Source organism: Rhodocyclaceae bacterium (assembly GCA_020248265.1).
GTDB lineage: Bacteria > Pseudomonadota > Gammaproteobacteria > Burkholderiales > CAIKXV01 > CAIKXV01.
In genome coordinates this window covers 547,177-564,258 of record JADCHX010000002.1, presented here as the reverse complement: position 1 = coordinate 564,258, position 17,082 = coordinate 547,177, and the positions used below count along the sequence as shown (strand labels likewise).

Below are 17,082 nucleotides of genomic sequence, written 5' to 3'. Positions count from 1 at the left end.
CGGCGCATGTCTGGCCTGCTCAGCGGGTACCCGCGCCGACCTTGCCGCTGCGCAGGTCCTCGGCCATCGCGTCGGCGCTGCGCTCGTCTGCCGGGCCGTAGCCGCCGCCACCCGGGGTGAACACGCGCAGCCGGTCTCCCGCCTGCAGCACGAGCATGCCCTTGGAGGGCACGGTTTCGATCCGGCCATCGGTGCGCACGATCTCGGAGGTCGCCAGTGCGCCATCGCCTCCGCCGGCCAGGCCCGGGGCCTGCGCATAATGGCGTTCGCCCCGGTGCGAGATGGATACCGGGCCGTGCAGCACGAGGTATTCGCGCTCCAGGCCGCAGCCACCGCGGAAGCGGCCGATGCCACCGGAGTCGGGACGGATCGCGCAGCGCAGCAGCCGGATCGGTGCTTCGAGTTCCAGCACCTCGGCGGCGAGGCTCATGCCGTTGGTCATGTCGGTCGCGATGCCGTCGATGCCGTCGTGTCCGAGCGCCGCGCCGCTGCCGCCGTTGATCAGGTCGGTGACCACGAAGCGGCGGCCTGGCGGCGCTCCGGCACCGTTGGCGTCCGCGCCGCCAGGCTCGCGCGGCCATTCGCCGCCGAACGCGAGCACCAGCACCGATGCGGCCGATGCCGCGGGGAAACGTTCCGGCAGCACCTGCGCCAGCGCGCCGACGATGCAGGAGGCGATCCGCTTCATCACCGGCGTGCGGCCATTGACCGGTGCCGGGGCATCCGGGTTCACCAGGCTGCGCGGTGGCAGCTTCACCGTGACCGGACGGAAGCAGCCGCCATTGGTCGGGATCGCCGGGTCGGTGATCGCGCGCACCCCGTAGAACGCCGCCGAGTGCACGCCCGAGGGCACGATGTTGAGCGGGCCGCGCACCTGCGGGCTGGTGCCTTCGAAATCGAACGCGACATTGCCCTTGCCGTCGAGGGTCACCGCGACTTCGATGCGGATGCGCCGGTCGAGGTCGATGCCGTCGTTGTCGAGGAAGTCGACATAGTGGTACGTGCCGGCAGGCAATGCAGCCAGCGCCTGGCGCGTCATCGCCTCGGAGCGGTCGAGCAGCTCGGCGAAGAGCCCGGTGAGCTGCGGCCAGCCGTAGCGGGCACCGGTCTCGGCCAGCCGGCGCAGCGCGATCTTGCCGGCGGCGAGCTGGGCGTTGAGGTCGCCCTGCAGCGTGTCGGGCAGCCGTACGTTCTGCCGGATCAGGCGCAGCAGGCCGTCGTCGATCACGCCGCGATGGGCCAGGCGCAGCGCCGGCAGGCGCAGGCCTTCATGGAAGATCTCGGTCGCATGCGTGGGTACCGACCCGGCCATGATGCCGCCGACATCGACCTGGTGCGCCATCGAGGCGCTCATCGCGACCACGCGCCCGTCGACCACCAGCGGCATCACCAGTGCGATGTCGGGCAGGTGGGTGCCGCCGAGGTAGGGGTCGTTCATGATGTAGACGTCGCCGTCTGCCATCGCCGACACCGGGTACTGCGCGAGGATGCTGCGCACCGAGAACACCAGCGAGCCGAGGTGGCTGGGGTTCGATCGCGACTGCGCGATCACCGTGCCGTGCGCGTCGAACAGGCTGCACGAGGCGTCGAGCGCCTCCTTCACCACCGGCGAGAACGAGCCGCGGATCAGGCTCCACTGCATCTCCTCGACGATGCTCTCGAGCCGATAGCGGATCACCTCCAGCAGGACGGGATCGGTGACCTGGGTCATGTCGCCTGCCTCCGGAGGATCAGTTCGCCGCTCGACGCGACCTCGCCCGTCCAGCCGGTGGGCACCAGCGTGGTGGTGTCGATCTGCTCGATCAGCGCCGGCCCGGTGAACCGTTCGCCGGGCGCCAGGCCGGTGCGGTCGATGATGCGGGCCTCGACCGCTGCCTGGGTGCCGGGCAGGCGGATGCTGCGCGTGCGGCGTGGTTGGCTGCCTGCCTGGTGGGGACGGCCGACAGGCAGGCCGCCCGCTTCTTGTACGAAGCCCGCCTCGATCCCGTGCACGCTGCGCAGGTTCACGATGCGTGCCGGTTCGCGCGAGCTGTGGCCGTAGATGCGTTCATGCGCATGCAGGAAGTCTTCGTAGAGCCGCGGCAGCATGGTCGCCGGATCGTCCGAGGCAAGTGGCACCGATACATAGCTCGACTGGCCGATGAAGCACACGTCGGCGAGGTGGCGGATCGTCATCCGCGGACCCGCTGCGTCGGCCGCGTCGTGCGCATAGGCCTGCGCATGGCCTTCCTCGCGCATCGCGGCCGCGCAGTCGGCATCGAGCGCGGACAGCCGCGCGAGGATCTCCGCCGGGTCGGCCCCGGCGATCGGGCGCGCGCAGGCCACCAGCGCCTCGTGCTCGACCGGCGCGGCCAGCAGGCCGATCGCCGACAGCACGCCGGGATGGCGGGGCACCAGCACCTCGGCGATGTCGAGTTCTTCGGCCAGCGCACAGGCATGCAGGCCGCCACCGCCGCCGAGCGCGACCAGGCTGAATCCGCGCGGGTCGATACCGCGGTGGATCGAGGCGAGGCGGATGCCTTCGGCCATCTGCGCGTTGACCACGCGATGGATGCCCAGCGCCGCGCGTTCGACATCCAGGCCGAGCGGCTGCGCGATGCGCGCGTCGATCGCGGCACGCGCGCAGTCGACATCGAGCGCGACCGTGCCGCCGGCGAAGTTGGCCGGGTCGAGCCAGCCCAGCGCGAGCGAGGCGTCGGTCACCGTGGGTTCGGTGCCGCCCCGGGCATAGCAGGCGGGGCCGGGGTCGGCCCCGGCCGAGTGCGGGCCCACGCGCAGCGTGCCGGCGCCGTCGAGCCAGGCCAGGCTGCCACCGCCGGCGCCGATCGCGTTCACGTCGACCATCGCGACCCGCACCGGGTGGCCTTCGATCGAGCCTTCGGAGCGCAACAGCGGCACGCCGTCGGCCGCCAGTGCGATGTCGCAGCTGGTGCCGCCGATGTCCACCGAGATCAGGTCGCGCCGGCCCACCGCGCGGCCGGTCATCGCACCGCCGATCGCCCCGGCCGCCGGGCCGGACAGGAACAGCCGCACCGGGCGCGCGCGGGCGACCCCGGCCGAACTGACGCCGCCGCGCGACTGCATGATCTGCAGCCGGGCGGGCACGCCTGCGGCTTCGAGCCCCTGTTCCATCTGCGACAGGTACTGGTCGAGCACCGGCTTCACGTAGGCATCGAAGGCGGTGACACAGGCGCGCTCGTACTCGCGGAAGGCCGGATCGACCTCGGAGGACAGCGACACCGCGAGACCGGGATGCTTCCGGAGGATCAGTTCGCGCGCCCGCCGCTCCTGCGACGGATCGAGGAAGGAGAACAGGAACACGATCGCGATCGCACGCACGTCCAGTGCCACCAGTTCGTCGACGGCGGCGAGCAGTGCGGCCTCGTCGAGCGTCTGCACCACCTGGCCACGCGCATCGAGCCGGGCCGGCACGTCGCGCCGCAGGTGGCGCGGCGCGAGGAACACCGGCGCCTGCGGCTTGAGCACGGTGTCGTAGATCTCGCGCCGGTTGCCGCGGCCGATCTCGAGCAGGTCGCGGAAGCCTTCGCTGGCAAGGAAGCCGATGCGCGCGCCCTTGCGCTCGATCACGGCATTGGTCGCGACCGTCGTGCCATGCACGAAGCGGCCGATCGAGGCCGGGTCGACGCCCCATGCGTCGCGCAGGTGCGCCACCGCATCGAGCACCGCGCGCGCAGGGTTCGACGGCGTGCTGCGCAGCTTGGCGAGCTTCAGCGTGCCGTCGGGCAGCACGCATACCAGGTCGGTGAAGGTGCCGCCGATGTCGATGCCGACGATTGCCTGTCCGGCGCCTGCGCTCATCGGTTGGCCAGTTCGGCCAGCGTCGCCACCAGCACGCGCGCACCCGCTGCGAGGTCGGACGGCGTCGCGTTCTCCGCCTCGTTGTGGCTGACGCCGCGTTCGCACGGAACGAAGATCATCCCGGTGGGGCATAGCCGGCTGAGGTACATCGCGTCATGGCTCGCGCCCGATGGCAGGCGCATCGACGGCAGCCCGAGCGCGCCGGACGCGGCCTCGACCAGGCCGACGATCGCGGGATCGAAGACGGTGGGGTCGTCATGCAGCGTCGGCGTCACGGTGACCGTGCAGGCGCGGGCGTGGGCGCGGCAGGTCGGCTCCACGGTATCGCCGAGGCGGGCGATCGTCGCGCGGTCAGGGTGGCGGATGTCCACCGAGAACAGGACATGGCTCGGCACCGAGTTCGGCGAATTGGGCGTGACCAGCATGCGGCCGACGGTAAAGCGCGTGACGTCGGACGGGTCGGCGGTCAGTTCGCGCAGCGCCGAGATCATCGCCACCGCTTCGCGTAATGCGTCGCGGCGCAGCGATACCGGCGCGGTGCCGGCATGCGCGCTCTCGCCCGACACCTCGACATTGAACCAGCGCATGCCCTGGATGCCGGTGACCGCGCCGACCTGCAGCGCGGCCGACTCGAGCAGCGGCCCCTGCTCGATGTGTGCCTCGACATAGGCGGCGACCGGACCAGCCACCGGGCGACGCGCGGCGTCGGGCGTGGCGGCGAGCGTCTGCGCGAGCGCATCAGCGAGGCGTATGCCGGCGTTGTCGCGCACCTCGGCGAAGTCCTCGACGGTGCGTGCGCCCGCGAACACCATCGAGCCCATCGTGCAGGGCGGGAAGCGGCCGCCTTCCTCGTTCGTCCAGGCAACGACTTCGATCGGCGCCCGGGTACGCACGCCCGCCGCGTCCATCGCCTCGAGGGCTTCCAGCCCGGCGAGCACGCCGTAGATGCCGTCGAAGCGGCCACCCTTGGGCTGGGTATCCATGTGGCTGCCGGTCATCACCGGCGGGGCGGAGGGGTCCAGCCCCGCGCGGCGCAGGAACAGGTTGCCGATGGCATCGACGCTCACCCCGAGCCCGAGCGTACGTGCCCACGACAGCAGCAGCGCGCGCGACTCGATGTCTTCCGGTGACAGCGCAGGGCGGTTCACGCCCTGGCCGGGAATCGCACCGATCTGCGCCATCGCGGCGAGCCTGTCCCAGAGCCGCCGCTCGTCGACCGAGGCGGCCGCGGCGACCGAATCTTCGCGCAGGACAGCGACGCTCACTCGATCTTCGCGCCGGAGTCGCGGATCACCTTCGCCCACAGCGCGATCTCGGAGGCGATGATCGCGCGCATCTCCTCCGGCGTGCTCGAGCGCGGTTCGAAGCCGATGTCCATCAGCCGTTTGCGCAGGTCGGGCAGGGCGAGCGCCTTGACCATCTCGCCGTTGAGCCGGGTGATGATCTCCTTCGATACGCCCGCCGGGGCCATCATGCCGAACCAGTTCTCGGCGGCGTAACCCTTCAGTCCCGATTCGGCGACGGTGGGCACGTCGGGCAGCACGTTCGAGCGGCGCGAGGTGGCGACCGCGAGCGCGCGCAGCTTGCCGCCGCGGATGTGGTGCAGCACCGCCGGCACGCTGTCGAACAGCAGCACGACCTGGCCGCCGAACAGGTCGGCCAGTGCTGGTGAACTGCCCTTGTAGGGCACATGCACGATGTCGATCTTCGCCGTCGCGCGCAGCAGTTCCTGCTCGAGGTGCGACAGGGTACCGTTGCCCTGGGAGGCCCAGCTCAGCTGGCCGGGGCGCGCCCGTGCGAGCGCGATCACGTCCTGCACGGTCTTCACCGGCAGCGACGGATGGGCGATCAGGACATGCGGGGAGTTCGCGGCGAGCGAAATCGGCGCGAGGTCCTTCTGCAGGTCGTAGTTGAGCTTCTGGTACAGCGTCGCGCTGATCGAGTGCGTGGTGACCGCGGCCATCAGCAGCGAGTAGCCGTCGGCAGGCGCCTTGGCCACCGCTTCCGCGCCGATGTTGCCGCCGGCACCGGGCCGGTTCTCGAACACGATCTGCTGGCCGAGCGTCTCCTGCAGCCGCAGCGCGACCGGACGGCCGACCAGGTCGACCGCACCGGCGGGCGGAAACGGGGCGATCAGCCGGATCGGCCGGGTCGGCCACGCCTGCGCGGACGCGGGGGCGGCCGGCACGGTCATCAGCAGTGCAGGCAGCAGGAAGGGGGCGGTCGCGGCGGCGATCGCCGCAGAGCCGGGGACGAAGCCCGGGCGGACGGGGCGGGAAGGAAGGGAATGCACGCGGAGCTCCGGAAGGGACGGACGGTGGATCGATTCGAGCAATAAGCGTACCGTCGGGGCGGAGAATACCTACAAATCGAGCGGAAGTCGGCAGGGCGCACGGCGCCCCGTACCGCCCGGCCCCGCCCCGCACCGAGAGGAGACCGGATGACCCTGAATCGCCCTTCCTTGGCGCACACATGTGCAGGCCGCGCCCGATCGCCCGCGCTGTCGCGCGCCGCAGCGGCGGCTGTGTGGCCTGCAACGATGCTGGCGCTGGCCATGGCTGCAGGCCTGGCTGGCGCGCAGGACTTCCCGTCGCGCCCGGTGCGGCTGGTGATCGGCTTTCCGCCGGGCGGTCCTGCCGACTTCTTCGCGCGCACGCTCGCCGAGCCGCTGTCGAAGCAGTGGGGCCAGCCCGTACTGGTGGACAACCGGGCCGGCGCGAACGGATTGATCGCGGCGGAGTTCGTGCTGCGTTCGCCGGCCGACGGCCATGCGCTGTATCTGTCGAGCGCTGGCGCGCTGGTCATCCAGCAGCACCTGCAGTTGAAGATGCCGTTCGAGACCCTGGTCGACTTCGTGCCGGTGTCCCATGTGGTGTCGGTGCCGGAACTGCTCGTCGCGCATCCGGCGCTGCCGGTCGCCAGCGCGAAGGAACTGGTGGCGCTCGCACGCAAGCGGCCGGGCCAGATCACGTTTGCATCGACCAGCACCGGCAGCATGCCGCACCTGGCTGGCGAGCAGTTCAAGGCCGCTGCCGGCATCGACATCACCCACGTCCCCTTCAAGGGTGCTGCGCCGGCGGTGATCGATGTGATGGCCGGCCATGTGCAGATCCTGTTCGCGGATCTGCCGATCCTGTTGCCGCAGGTCAAGGGCGGAAAGTTGCGGCCGCTGGTGCTGGCCAGCAGCCGCCGTCATCCGCTCCTGCCGGAGGTGCCGACCACGGCGGAAACCGGGATGCCCGGGGTACTGGCCGACAACTGGTACGGCGTCGTGGTGCCGGTGAAGACGCCGGCTGCGGTGGTTGCGCGCCTGAACCAGTCGCTGGTGAAGGCGCTGCAGGAGCCGGCGGTACGGACCCGTCTCGCCGACCAGGGCGCGGAGGCCACCGGCGGCACGCCAGAGCAGTTCGTCGAGTTCATCAAGGCCGAGGCGGCGCGCTGGGGCAGGGTGGTCAGGGCCGCCGGGCTCAAGCCCGAGTGACCGGGCGTCAGGCGATGATGCCGCCCCCGAGGCAGACCTTCGACTCGTAGACCACCACCGACTGCCCGGGCGTCACCGCCCACTGCGGCTCGGCAAACGAGACCTCGAAGCCGCTGCCTGCGACCACCGGCAGCACGCATGCGGTATCGGCCTGCCGGTAACGGGTCTTCGCCGCGTACACCCAGTCGACATGCGGCGGCTGACCGGACACCCAGCTCGCGTCGATCGCGGCCAGGCGATCGGCGAGCAGGGCCGGATGGTCGTGCCCCTGCACGACCTGCAGGATGTTGCGCGCGAGGTCCTTGCGCGCGACGTACCAGGCGTCGCCGGCGCTGCCGTCGGCGCGACCGCCGATGCCGAGCCCCTGGCGCTGGCCGATCGTGTAGTACATCAGGCCGATATGCTCGCCGACCACGGTGCCGTCGAGTGTCTGCATCTCGCCAGGCGTCTTCGGCAGGTAGCGGTTCAGGAATTCGCGGAACGGCCGCTCGCCGATGAAGCAGATGCCGGTGCTGTCCTTCTTTTCGGCGACCGGCAGCCCTTCGCGCCGCGCGATCTCGCGCACTTCCCGCTTGGGCAGCTGGCCCAGCGGGAACAGCGTACGCGACAGCTGCGACTGGTTCAGCCGGTGCAGGAAATAGCTCTGGTCCTTGGTGCCGTCCTCGGCCTTCAGCAACTGGAACAGTCCGTCGCGTTCGCGCGCCTGCGCATAGTGGCCGGTGGCGATCATGTCCGCACCGAGCCCGATCGCGTGGTCGAGGAACGCGCGGAACTTGATCTCGGCATTGCACAGCACGTCCGGGTTAGGCGTGCGACCCGCCTGGTACTCGGCCAGGAACGTCGAGAAGACCCTGTCCTTGTATTCGGTGGCGAAGTTCACCTGATCGATCTCGATGCCTATCCGGTCGGCCACCGAAACCGCGTCGACGAGGTCTTCGCGCGAACTGCAGTACTCGTCGGTGTCGTCGTCTTCCCAGTTCTTCATGAACACGCCGACGACGTGCCAGCCCTGCCGCTTGAGCAGCAGCGCGGCCACCGACGAGTCGACGCCGCCGGACATGCCGACCACCACGGTCTTGCCTTTCATGCTTCGGTGCCTTTCAGCGGGGCTGGCGGTGTGGTCTCAGCCGTAGTGCCTGAGCATCTCGAGGGGGAAGCGCCGCCCCGCAAGGTAGTCTTCCACGCAGTCGAGCAGAAGCGGGCTGCGGTGGCGTTCACGGCCTTCGCGGATTTCTTCCGGCGTCTGCCACAACGCGCGCACGATGCCGGTGTCCAGCGCGCGGTCCGGCTCATGGCCGATGATCTCGCCAGCGAAGGCGAAACGCAGGTAGGTGATCCCGCTCCCGCCCATCGGCAGGCTGTAGATACCGACCAGCGCAGTCGGCCGGAAGTGGTAGGCCGATTCTTCGAGCGTCTCGCGCGTGACTGCGTCGAACAGGGTCTCGCCCGGATCCCAGTGGCCGGCGGGCTGGTTCAGGCGCAGCCCGCTGCTGGTCTCTTCCTCGATCAGCAGGAAGCGGCCGTCACGCTCGGCGATCGCGGCGACGACGACATTCGGTTTCCAGATTTCTTCAGACATCTGCCGATTGTAATCGCGGTGGGGTCAGGTCTTGAGTTTTGCATCGCAGCTGCAAAACTCAAGACCTGACCCCACCGCACAAAAGAAAAACGGGCCCGAAGGCCCGCTTTTCAAGCGAGAAAGCTCGCGGGAAGAATTACTTCTTCTCGGCTTTTTTCTCGGTCTTCTTCGCGTCGTCTTTCTTCGGCTCAGCGGCAACGACGATCGACGAGGCGGTAACAGCAGCGAACAGGCCGGCCAGGACAGCAGCGATCATTTTTTTCATGGTATTTCCTCTAGAGGTTGGAAATCAGAAATGCCGAAGTACTTCGGCAAACACATTAACGGCACTCTCCCGGATCGGTTGACACGAGATGCATCGTCCGGATCTGCCCGCCCCACAGCAACGTGTGGCGCGCAAGAGTGTACCCGACTGTCAGCATTCCGTGTGGAGCCTTGTACCACCCGCAGATTGCCGGGCATACTGCATTGAAGGCCTAAAAGACTATACGCTTCAATGGTGTGCGGTAGGATCTGGGAACTGTGCAGCCTGCTCACCCAGCGGCTGACTCGCTCCTGGCGTGACCTGGTCGGACACGAATCCTGACGGCTTGCGCGGAAAGCGAGCGCGCCCTCAGACCGGCGAGGAGGCCGAACCATGGCTCCTGACGCCCGGAAAGAAGCTTCAGCCCGGGAACATCGAACCCGGCCTCGTCGGCCGGATCAGGCTGCCGACCTCAGCCGGCGCGCTGGATGTTCGAGGCCTGCTTGCCCTTCTGGCCCTGGGTGACGTCGAACGAGACCTTCTCGCCCTCTTTCAGCGTCTTGAAACCGTTCATGGTGATCGCGGAAAAATGCGCGAACAGGTCTTCAGTGCCGTCGTCGGGCGTGATGAACCCGTAGCCCTTGGAGTCGTTGAACCACTTAACCGTGCCAGTTGCCATGACGTAACGTCCTCATCCGTTCTGCGTCGATTGAAGGCGAAGCCCTTGCTCTGACATCTGGCGCCCTCATCTGCAGTTGAAGCAGGCACACGGAGACGCAGTCCCGTGAAGTGGACATGGCTAGTCCGGTCTCCCCGTTCAACGACCGCCAGACAATCGCTTTTTTACGCTCGTTGCGTCGGTGCCGTCAAGCGGACGCCGTGGCACTCTGTATTTGCAGGGAACAGGCCGGCAGGCCCTTGCAGTTTTCACCATAATGCCCACAATGGCACACGGAAGGGCGCATGAGTGTGGAAGCATGAACAGGAACCCGGAGCGATCCCGGTGGTCGCAACGGTAACGAAGGCAGCAAGGGCAGCGAGGGTGGCGACGACGGCAATGGCGACGAAGGCGATGGCAGTCCAGGGTTCGGGCGGAACCGTCCTCGAAGCGAAGAAAAGTCGTGTAAAGCCACCTCCGATGTTCAAGGTGTTGCTGCTGAATGACGATTACACCCCCATGGATTTCGTTGTCGCCGTGCTGCAGTCGATCTTCACGATGACCCGTGAGCAGGCGACCCAGGTGATGCTGAAGGTGCATCGCGAAGGCATGGGCGTCTGCGGCGTCTACCCCCGGGATCTCGCCGAGTCGAAAGTGGAACAAGTGCTGGCGTTCGCGCGCAAGCACCAGCACCCTCTGAAGTGCGTGATGGAAGAAACCTAGATGATCGCTCAGGAACTGGAAGTCAGCCTCCACATGGCCTTCATGGAGGCGCGGCAGAAACGCCATGAATTCATCACGGTAGAGCACCTCCTGCTCGCGCTGCTCGACAACCCGTCGGCCTCCGAAGTGCTCAAGGCCTGCGTCGTCGATATCGAAGACCTGCGCAAGACGCTGGCTGAATTCGTGGCCGAGCACACCCCGGTGGTCAACGGCGAGAACGTCGATACCCAGCCGACGCTCGGCTTCCAGCGCGTGATCCAGCGCGCGATCCTGCATGTGCAGTCCTCCGGCAAGAAGGAGGTCACCGGCGCGAACGTGCTGGTCGCCATCTTCGGCGAGAAAGACTCGCATGCCGTGTACTTTCTGCACCAGCGCGGCGTGAACCGGCTCGACGTGGTCAACTTCATCTCCCACGGCATCAGCAAGGTGCCGCAGACGCCGCAGCCGGCCAAGGCCGATGCCGAGGCCGAGACCGAACAGGAACAGCAGGGCGGCGGTGCGCTCGAGGCTTACACGGTCAACCTGAACCAGCTGTCGCTCGCGGGCAAGATCGATCCGCTGATCGGTCGCGACCGCGAGGTCGAGCGGGTGATCCAGACACTCTGCCGCCGGCGCAAGAACAACCCGCTGCTGGTCGGCGAGGCCGGCGTCGGCAAGACCGCGATCGCCGAAGGTCTGGCGCGCCGCATCGTCGAAGGCGATGTTCCCGACATCCTGCGCAAGTCCCAGGTCTATTCGCTCGACATGGGCGCGCTGCTGGCCGGCACGAAGTACCGTGGCGACTTCGAGCAGCGTCTCAAGGCGGTGCTGAAGCAACTGCTCGACAATCCTGATGCCGTGCTGTTCATCGACGAGATCCACACCCTGATCGGTGCAGGGGCGGCATCCGGCGGTACGCTCGACGCGTCCAACCTGCTCAAGCCAGCGCTCGCCCAGGGGCAGCTCAAGTGCATCGGCGCGACCACCTATGCCGAGTACCGCGGCGTGTTCGAGAAAGACCATGCGCTGTCGCGCCGGTTCCAGAAGATCGACGTGGTCGAGCCCAGCGTGTCGGAAACGGTCGAGATCCTGCGCGGGCTGAAGAGCCGGTTCGAGTCGCACCACGGCGTGAAGTACACCGCGGCGGCGTTGAGTTCGGCGGCAGAGCTGTCGGCTCGCTTCATCAACGACCGGCACCTGCCTGACAAGGCGATCGACGTGATCGACGAGGCGGGCGCTGCCCAGCGGGTGCTGCCCAAGACCCGCCAGCGCAAGGTGATCGGAAAGCACGAGATCGAGGACATCGTCGCCAAGATCGCGCGCATCCCGCCGCGCAACGTGTCGTCGGACGATCGCACCGCGCTGAAGAACCTCGACCGCGACCTGCGCGCGACCGTGTTCGGGCAGGACAAGGCGATCGATGCGCTGGCAACCGCCATCAAGATGGCGCGTGCCGGTCTGGGCAACCCGCAGAAGCCGATCGGCTGCTTCCTGTTCAGCGGGCCGACCGGTGTCGGCAAGACCGAGGTCGCGCGCCAGCTCGCCTACACGATGGGCGTCGAACTGATCCGCTTCGACATGTCCGAGTACATGGAGCGGCACTCGGTGTCGCGCCTGATCGGCGCACCGCCCGGTTATGTCGGCTTCGACCAGGGTGGCCTTCTGACCGAGGCGATCACCAAGCAGCCGTATGCCGTGCTGCTGCTCGACGAGATCGAGAAGGCGCACACCGACGTGTTCAACATCCTGCTGCAGGTGATGGACCACGGGACGCTGACCGACAACAACGGGCGCAAGGCCGATTTCCGCAACGTCGTGCTGGTGATGACCACCAATGCCGGCGCCGAGGCGCTCACCAAGACCTCGATCGGGTTCACCAACAGCAAGCAGAGCGGCGACGAGATGGGCGATATCAAGCGCCTGTTCACGCCCGAGTTCCGTAACCGGCTCGACGCGATCATCTCGTTCGGCGCGCTCACCGAAGACATCATCATGAAGGTGGTGGACAAGTTCCTGATGCAGCTCGAAGGCCAGCTCGCCGAGAAGAAGGTGGACATCAGTTTCACCCAGCCGCTGAAGGAGCATCTGGCGAAGAAGGGCTTCGACCCTCTGATGGGTGCGCGTCCGATGGCGCGGCTGATCCAGGACACCATCCGCAAGGCGCTGGCCGACGAGCTGCTGTTCGGCCGGCTCGTGGACGGTGGGAAGGTGACGGTCGGCATCGATGCGGACGAGAAGGTTACCCTCGAGTTCGAGGACCATCCCGACGCGAAGCACGCGAAGGCCGAGGTCGCCGAACCTGCGGCCTGACGGTGGGGCTGGCGGTGCGCGCGTCGATGTCCGGCGGGCGCGTGTCTGTGTCTGTGCCGTTCCGGTCGGGCTGGTGCAGGCTCGAGGCGACGGGGCACCCTGCTGCGCTCGTGTCCCCCGACTCCGGGCGGTAGACCGCCCGGAGTCTCCTCCTTTACCTCGCTCCGCAGGGTGCCCCATCACCTCGCGCCGCGGAGGTGCCGTGTGGAGATCGTGGCGGTGCCAGGGCCAGAGTCCGGGCGTGGACCCCGGCGTATGTCAGGCGGCTGCTGTCGCAGGGCACCGACTCCGCCTGGCACTGCGCTGCGCTGGCAAGGACGCGGGCATCGGGTTGCCGACGGAGTGAAGCAAAGGAGGAGGCGCCGGGCGCAGCCGCGCCCGGCGCCGGGGGACATGAACGGAGTCGGCAGCCCGGTGTCCGCGGCCCCGCGCTGGCCGTCGCGGAAGCCACCCGCTGTCTGTGTCCACAGCCCGGCTCGTCGCGGCAGCCACCCGCTGCCAGCGTCCCCGCACCACCCTGTCAGCCCAGCGCGTCTGCCCAGATGTTGCGCGCCCATGCGTACGCGTACGCGCCCTCCAGTGCCGTGCGCCCGGGCGACAGGCCGCCCGACCCCTTCACGACCACTAGCGTCTTCTGGTCGCGGTCGTACTTGTGGACCGACGCTACATGCACCGCCTCGGTCGTGGTGAGGAAGCTGTAGCAGGTGTTCGCGATGATCGGATCCGTATTCACCGGCTGACCGGTCAGTTTCGCGATCACCGCGTCGGCAGCGACCTTCGCATGGTTGTTCGCCATGAAGCCCGACTTGGGCATCGCCGGCGCCGGCGCCGTCGCATCGCCGATGACGTGTACGCCCGGAATCTTCAGCGATTCGAAGCCGAGGAACTCGACCCCGCACCACTGCCGATTGACGGTGATCAGCTCGCTGGCGATGTTGCCGGCGCGCTGCGGCGGGATGATGTTGAACAGGCTGGCCTTCACGTCTTCGACCTGCATGCGCGCCACGTTGGCTTTCGCGTCGAACTCGACCAGTTCGCTGTTCGGACGGTACTCGACGATGCCTTTGTAGCGCTCCTCCCAGACGCCGCGGAACAGAGCCGGCTTGGACACGATGTCGGCGTTCGCATCGAGCACCAGCACCTTCGACTTCGGCTTGTACTGACGGAAGTAGTCTGCGACCACCGACGCACGCTCGTAGGGCCCGGGCGGGCAGCGGTACGGGGAGCGCGGGATCGAGATCGCGAACACGCCGCCGTCGGGCATCGCTTCGAGCTGGCGACGCAGGGCGACTGTCTGCGGGCCGGCCTTCCAGGCGTGCAGCACCCGCGACTGTGCCGCTGCGTTGTCCAGCCCCGGGATCTGTTCGTACTGGAAGTCGATGCCGGGGGCGACGATCAGCCGGTCCCAGGGCAGCGCATCGCCGCGCGCGAGGCGTACGACGCGCTTGTCGTAGTCGATCGCAGTCGCGTCGTCGCGGATGACTCGCACGCCGTACTTGCGCAAGCCGTCGTAGCGGACGGTCAGGTTCTCGATCTTCTCGGTGCCGGCCAGGACCAGGTTGCTGATCGGGCACGACACGAACGCCTCGTTGCGCTCGACCAGCGTAACGTCGAGCCGCGGCTCCCAGAGCCGGAGGTACTTGGCGGCGGTGGCGCCGCCATAGCCCCCGCCGATCACGACCACGCGTGCCAGGGGGCGATCAGGGATTGCGGCACAGCCACTAAGTGCGAGGCCGACACCGGCGGCACCGGCCTTGATGAAGGTTCTGCGATTGACGCTCATGCGGGGACTCCGGTGTCGGCCTAGCGGGCGGGTTTCACGTTCGCGAACCACTCGGCAATGCGTCGCAGCTCGTCTGTCGTGTAGCCGCGGGCGTGCTGGTGCATGATCGTCGCGGCCGGACGCTGCCCCGACTGGAACTCGATCAGCGCGCGGTAGGTGTCGTCGGCATTGCGGCCAGCCAGGGCAGGGAAGCCGCCGACGGAACGGCCTTCCGTGTTGTGGCAGGCGGCACAGCTCGCCGCCCATCCGCGTACCTGACGCTCCGACGGGGTCTGCGCGGCGGCACTGCCTGCCGCGGCTGCTGCGAGCAGCAGCGCACCTGCGATACTCCGGGGAAATGCCATCATCGAGGCTCCTGGTTCGTTGCAGCCCGGACGGGCAATGCGGTGCAAGGACGCGGCAATGCGGGCGGGCTCCGGCCCAGCCATGGCTGCACGGCTGGGGTGCGCATTATCGCGGCTCGGAGCGCCGGTTGGAACGCATGAAATCGAATAAGGATATGACGCGCCGGCTTTGGCTGGAACAGAGGGCAGCTCATCGGCGGAGGGCGGGCTTCGTGTCACACTCCGGTCGTTTGCAACTGCCGTGGAGAGCCCCGATGGATGACGCATTGCCGCCGCCACGCAGCCCAGGCCGCAGTCTCGATGCCGAGACCATACCGGGAGGTCGGTGTCGGCTCACGGCGTGGGTCCCGTCTCCGGTAGCGGTGCGCATCGGACGCCTGTTCACCGGCGTGCTGCTGGCGCTCGTCGTGGCGATGCCCACAGGGGTGCCGCAGGCGCGGGCGCAAGGCAAGTCGCCGCCCGCGGAACCGGCTGCCGCCGTCTCCGCCGATGCGTCCGCGGCAGCCGCCCGGCTGCGCGAGGCGGTGGGCGCAGTGGTCCGTATCCGAATGAAGGCATTGCGCGATGCCACTTCGATGGAACTGCTCGGTCCCGACCGCGAAGGCACCGGGGTGGTGATCGACAGCAGCGGCCTCATCCTCACCATCGGCTACATCGTGGTCGAGGCTTCGCGGATCGAGGTCTTCACCGGCGAGGGCAAGAGCGTGCCGGCGTCGCTGGTTGCCTTCGACCAGCCGACCGGCCTCGCGCTGATCCGCACCAGCACGCCGCTCGCGGTGCGGCCGGTGGAACTTGGCGACTCCGCTGCCCTCGAGGCGACCGAAGCGGTGCTGGTCGCCAGTGCGGTGGCGGCTGACGTGGCCTACGTGGCGTCGCGCCGGACCTTCACCGGCTACTGGGAGTACATCCTCGACGATGCGATCTTCACTGCGCCGCCGCGCGGCGATTTCGCCGGTGCGGCGCTGATCGGCCGCGATGGGCGCCTGCTCGGCATCGGCTCGCTGTTCGTTGCCGATGCGGTGCAGCCGAGGGCGAACTTCCCGGGCAACATGTTCATCCCGATCAACGCACTGCGGCCGATCCTCGGCGACCTGATCGCGAACGGCCGGCGCTCCGATGCCCGTCCCTGGCTCGGCGTGCACACCCAGGAAGTGCAGGGGCGTATCGTCGTCACCCGGGTGACTCCGGAAAGCCCCGCGCAGAAGGCAGGATTGCGTCGGGGCGATATCATCACCGCACTGGCCGGCCAGGAACTCGCCGGCCAGGCCGATCTCTACCAACGGCTCTGGGCCTATGGCAAGCCCGGGGTGAAGGTGCCGCTGCGTGTGCTACAGGGAAACCGTATGCTCGAACTGGGCATCGAATCGATGGACCGGTACGACCACTTCCGGGGCCAGCCGACACTCTAGGGTCGCGGGGGCTGCGCTGCGCCGATGGCTGGCGCGGGTCGTGTTTGCGTGCGCGCTGCCAGCATGCGTGCCGGTTGCCCTGGCGCAGGACACGGCAGCCGCGCGCGATCCGATGGCACGCCGGATGCAGGCCTGCACACCCTGCCATGGCCAGGAGGGGCGGGCCACCGCAGAGGGCTACTTCCCGAGGATCGCCGGCAAGCCTGCAGGCTATCTGTACAACCAGCTGCTCCACTTCCGGGAAGGACGCCGTTCCAATGCGGCGATGGGCTACCTGGTGCAGCATCTGTCCGACGCCTACCTGCTGGAGATCGCGACCTGGTTTTCACGTCAGGCGCTGCCTTATCCCCCGCCGGCAGCTGCGAAGGTCGATGCCGCGCAACTCGCCCGCGGCGAACGGCTGGTCCGTGAAGGCGATCCGGCGCGCCGGTTGCCGGCCTGCACGGCGTGCCATGGCGAAGCGCTGACCGGCGTGCTGCCGGCAATGCCGGGCCTGCTGGGTCTGCCGCGCGACTACATCGCCGGGCAGGTCGGGGCGTGGCAGTCGAAACAGCGGCGCGCGGCCGAGCCCGACTGCATGGCGCAGATCGCGTCCCGCATGACCGGCGAGGATGTCGCGGCTGCCGCCGCGTGGCTGTCTGCGCAGCCGGTGCCGTCGGGGGGGCGGCCTGCAGGCGCGCCGGCCGCACCACTGCCGCTGCGGTGCGGGAGCATTCCGTGAGCCGTGTCATCGATGGTCACCGACGGGCTGGC

The 17,082-nt window shown here is 68.4% G+C and carries 14 protein-coding genes; 5 read left to right on the top strand and 9 right to left on the bottom strand.

The annotated features are described in order from the left end of the window. Positions 1–19 precede the first annotated feature (19 nt). From ING98_03455 to ING98_03440, 4 genes are read right to left on the bottom strand one after another with little or no spacing between them, the layout of a single operon-like run. On the bottom strand, positions 20–1,711 hold the full coding sequence (locus ING98_03455) for a hydantoinase B/oxoprolinase family protein (protein ID MCA3100905.1): 1,692 nt from the start codon (positions 1,709–1,711) through the stop codon (positions 20–22). Then, positions 1,708–3,819, bottom strand: a complete 2,112-nt coding sequence (locus tag ING98_03450; GenBank protein MCA3100904.1) for a hydantoinase/oxoprolinase family protein — start codon at positions 3,817–3,819, stop codon at positions 1,708–1,710. The genes ING98_03455 and ING98_03450 overlap by 4 nt, the downstream gene beginning before the upstream one ends. Then, on the bottom strand, positions 3,816–5,069 hold the full coding sequence (locus ING98_03445; protein ID MCA3100903.1) for a M20 family metallo-hydrolase: 1,254 nt from the start codon (positions 5,067–5,069) through the stop codon (positions 3,816–3,818). Before ING98_03445 ends, ING98_03450 begins: the two co-directional genes overlap by 4 nt. Before the next feature lie 11 nt (positions 5,070–5,080). Then, entirely contained in the window at positions 5,081–6,112 is a 1,032-nt protein-coding gene (locus tag ING98_03440) for a tripartite tricarboxylate transporter substrate binding protein (protein ID MCA3100902.1), read from the bottom strand. 147 nt (positions 6,113–6,259) lie between these two features. Between ING98_03440 and ING98_03435 the strand changes: the two genes are divergently transcribed. Further along, positions 6,260–7,300 carry a tripartite tricarboxylate transporter substrate binding protein gene (locus ING98_03435; protein ID MCA3100901.1) on the top strand — a complete coding sequence of 347 codons (1,041 nt, stop codon included), beginning with the start codon at positions 6,260–6,262 and terminating at the stop codon, positions 7,298–7,300. Positions 7,301–7,307: 7 nt separating this feature from the next. On the opposite strand, the gene mnmA is transcribed toward ING98_03435, so the two are convergent. The 3 genes from mnmA to ING98_03420 form a co-directional block, all read right to left on the bottom strand. After that, positions 7,308–8,387, bottom strand: a complete 1,080-nt coding sequence (gene mnmA, locus ING98_03430; GenBank protein ID MCA3100900.1) for a tRNA 2-thiouridine(34) synthase MnmA — start codon at positions 8,385–8,387, stop codon at positions 7,308–7,310. 36 nt (positions 8,388–8,423) lie between these two features. Further along, positions 8,424–8,879, bottom strand: a complete 456-nt coding sequence (locus tag ING98_03425) for an NUDIX hydrolase (GenBank protein ID MCA3100899.1) — start codon at positions 8,877–8,879, stop codon at positions 8,424–8,426. A 716-nt stretch (positions 8,880–9,595) separates the two neighbouring features. Then, positions 9,596–9,802 (bottom strand): cold-shock protein, encoded by a 207-nt coding sequence (locus ING98_03420; protein ID MCA3100898.1) that lies wholly within the window; start codon positions 9,800–9,802, stop codon positions 9,596–9,598. A gap of 393 nt (positions 9,803–10,195) precedes the next feature. On the opposite strand from ING98_03420, the gene clpS reads away from it, so the two are divergent. Both clpS and clpA read left to right on the top strand, forming a co-directional pair. Further along, complete coding sequence (clpS, locus tag ING98_03415; GenBank protein MCA3100897.1) at positions 10,196–10,504, top strand: ATP-dependent Clp protease adapter ClpS; 309 nt, start codon at positions 10,196–10,198, stop codon at positions 10,502–10,504. Continuing rightward, the gene (gene clpA / locus ING98_03410; GenBank protein ID MCA3100896.1) at positions 10,505–12,793 is read left to right on the top strand and encodes an ATP-dependent Clp protease ATP-binding subunit ClpA; all 2,289 of its coding nucleotides are present in this window, start codon (positions 10,505–10,507) and stop codon (positions 12,791–12,793) included. Between the two features lie 520 nt (positions 12,794–13,313). On the opposite strand, the gene ING98_03405 is transcribed toward clpA, so the two are convergent. Further along, complete coding sequence (locus tag ING98_03405) at positions 13,314–14,576, bottom strand: FAD-dependent oxidoreductase (GenBank protein ID MCA3100895.1); 1,263 nt, start codon at positions 14,574–14,576, stop codon at positions 13,314–13,316. Between the two features lie 20 nt (positions 14,577–14,596). After that, complete coding sequence (locus ING98_03400) at positions 14,597–14,920, bottom strand: c-type cytochrome (protein ID MCA3100894.1); 324 nt, start codon at positions 14,918–14,920, stop codon at positions 14,597–14,599. 254 nt (positions 14,921–15,174) lie between these two features. Between ING98_03400 and ING98_03395 the strand changes: the two genes are divergently transcribed. After that, positions 15,175–16,329: a serine protease gene (locus ING98_03395; GenBank protein ID MCA3100893.1), complete on the top strand. Its 1,155-nt coding sequence runs from the start codon at positions 15,175–15,177 to the stop codon at positions 16,327–16,329. A 112-nt stretch (positions 16,330–16,441) separates the two neighbouring features. Next, positions 16,442–17,050 (top strand): cytochrome c4, encoded by a 609-nt coding sequence (locus ING98_03390; protein MCA3100892.1) that lies wholly within the window; start codon positions 16,442–16,444, stop codon positions 17,048–17,050. Positions 17,051–17,082 lie beyond the last annotated feature (32 nt).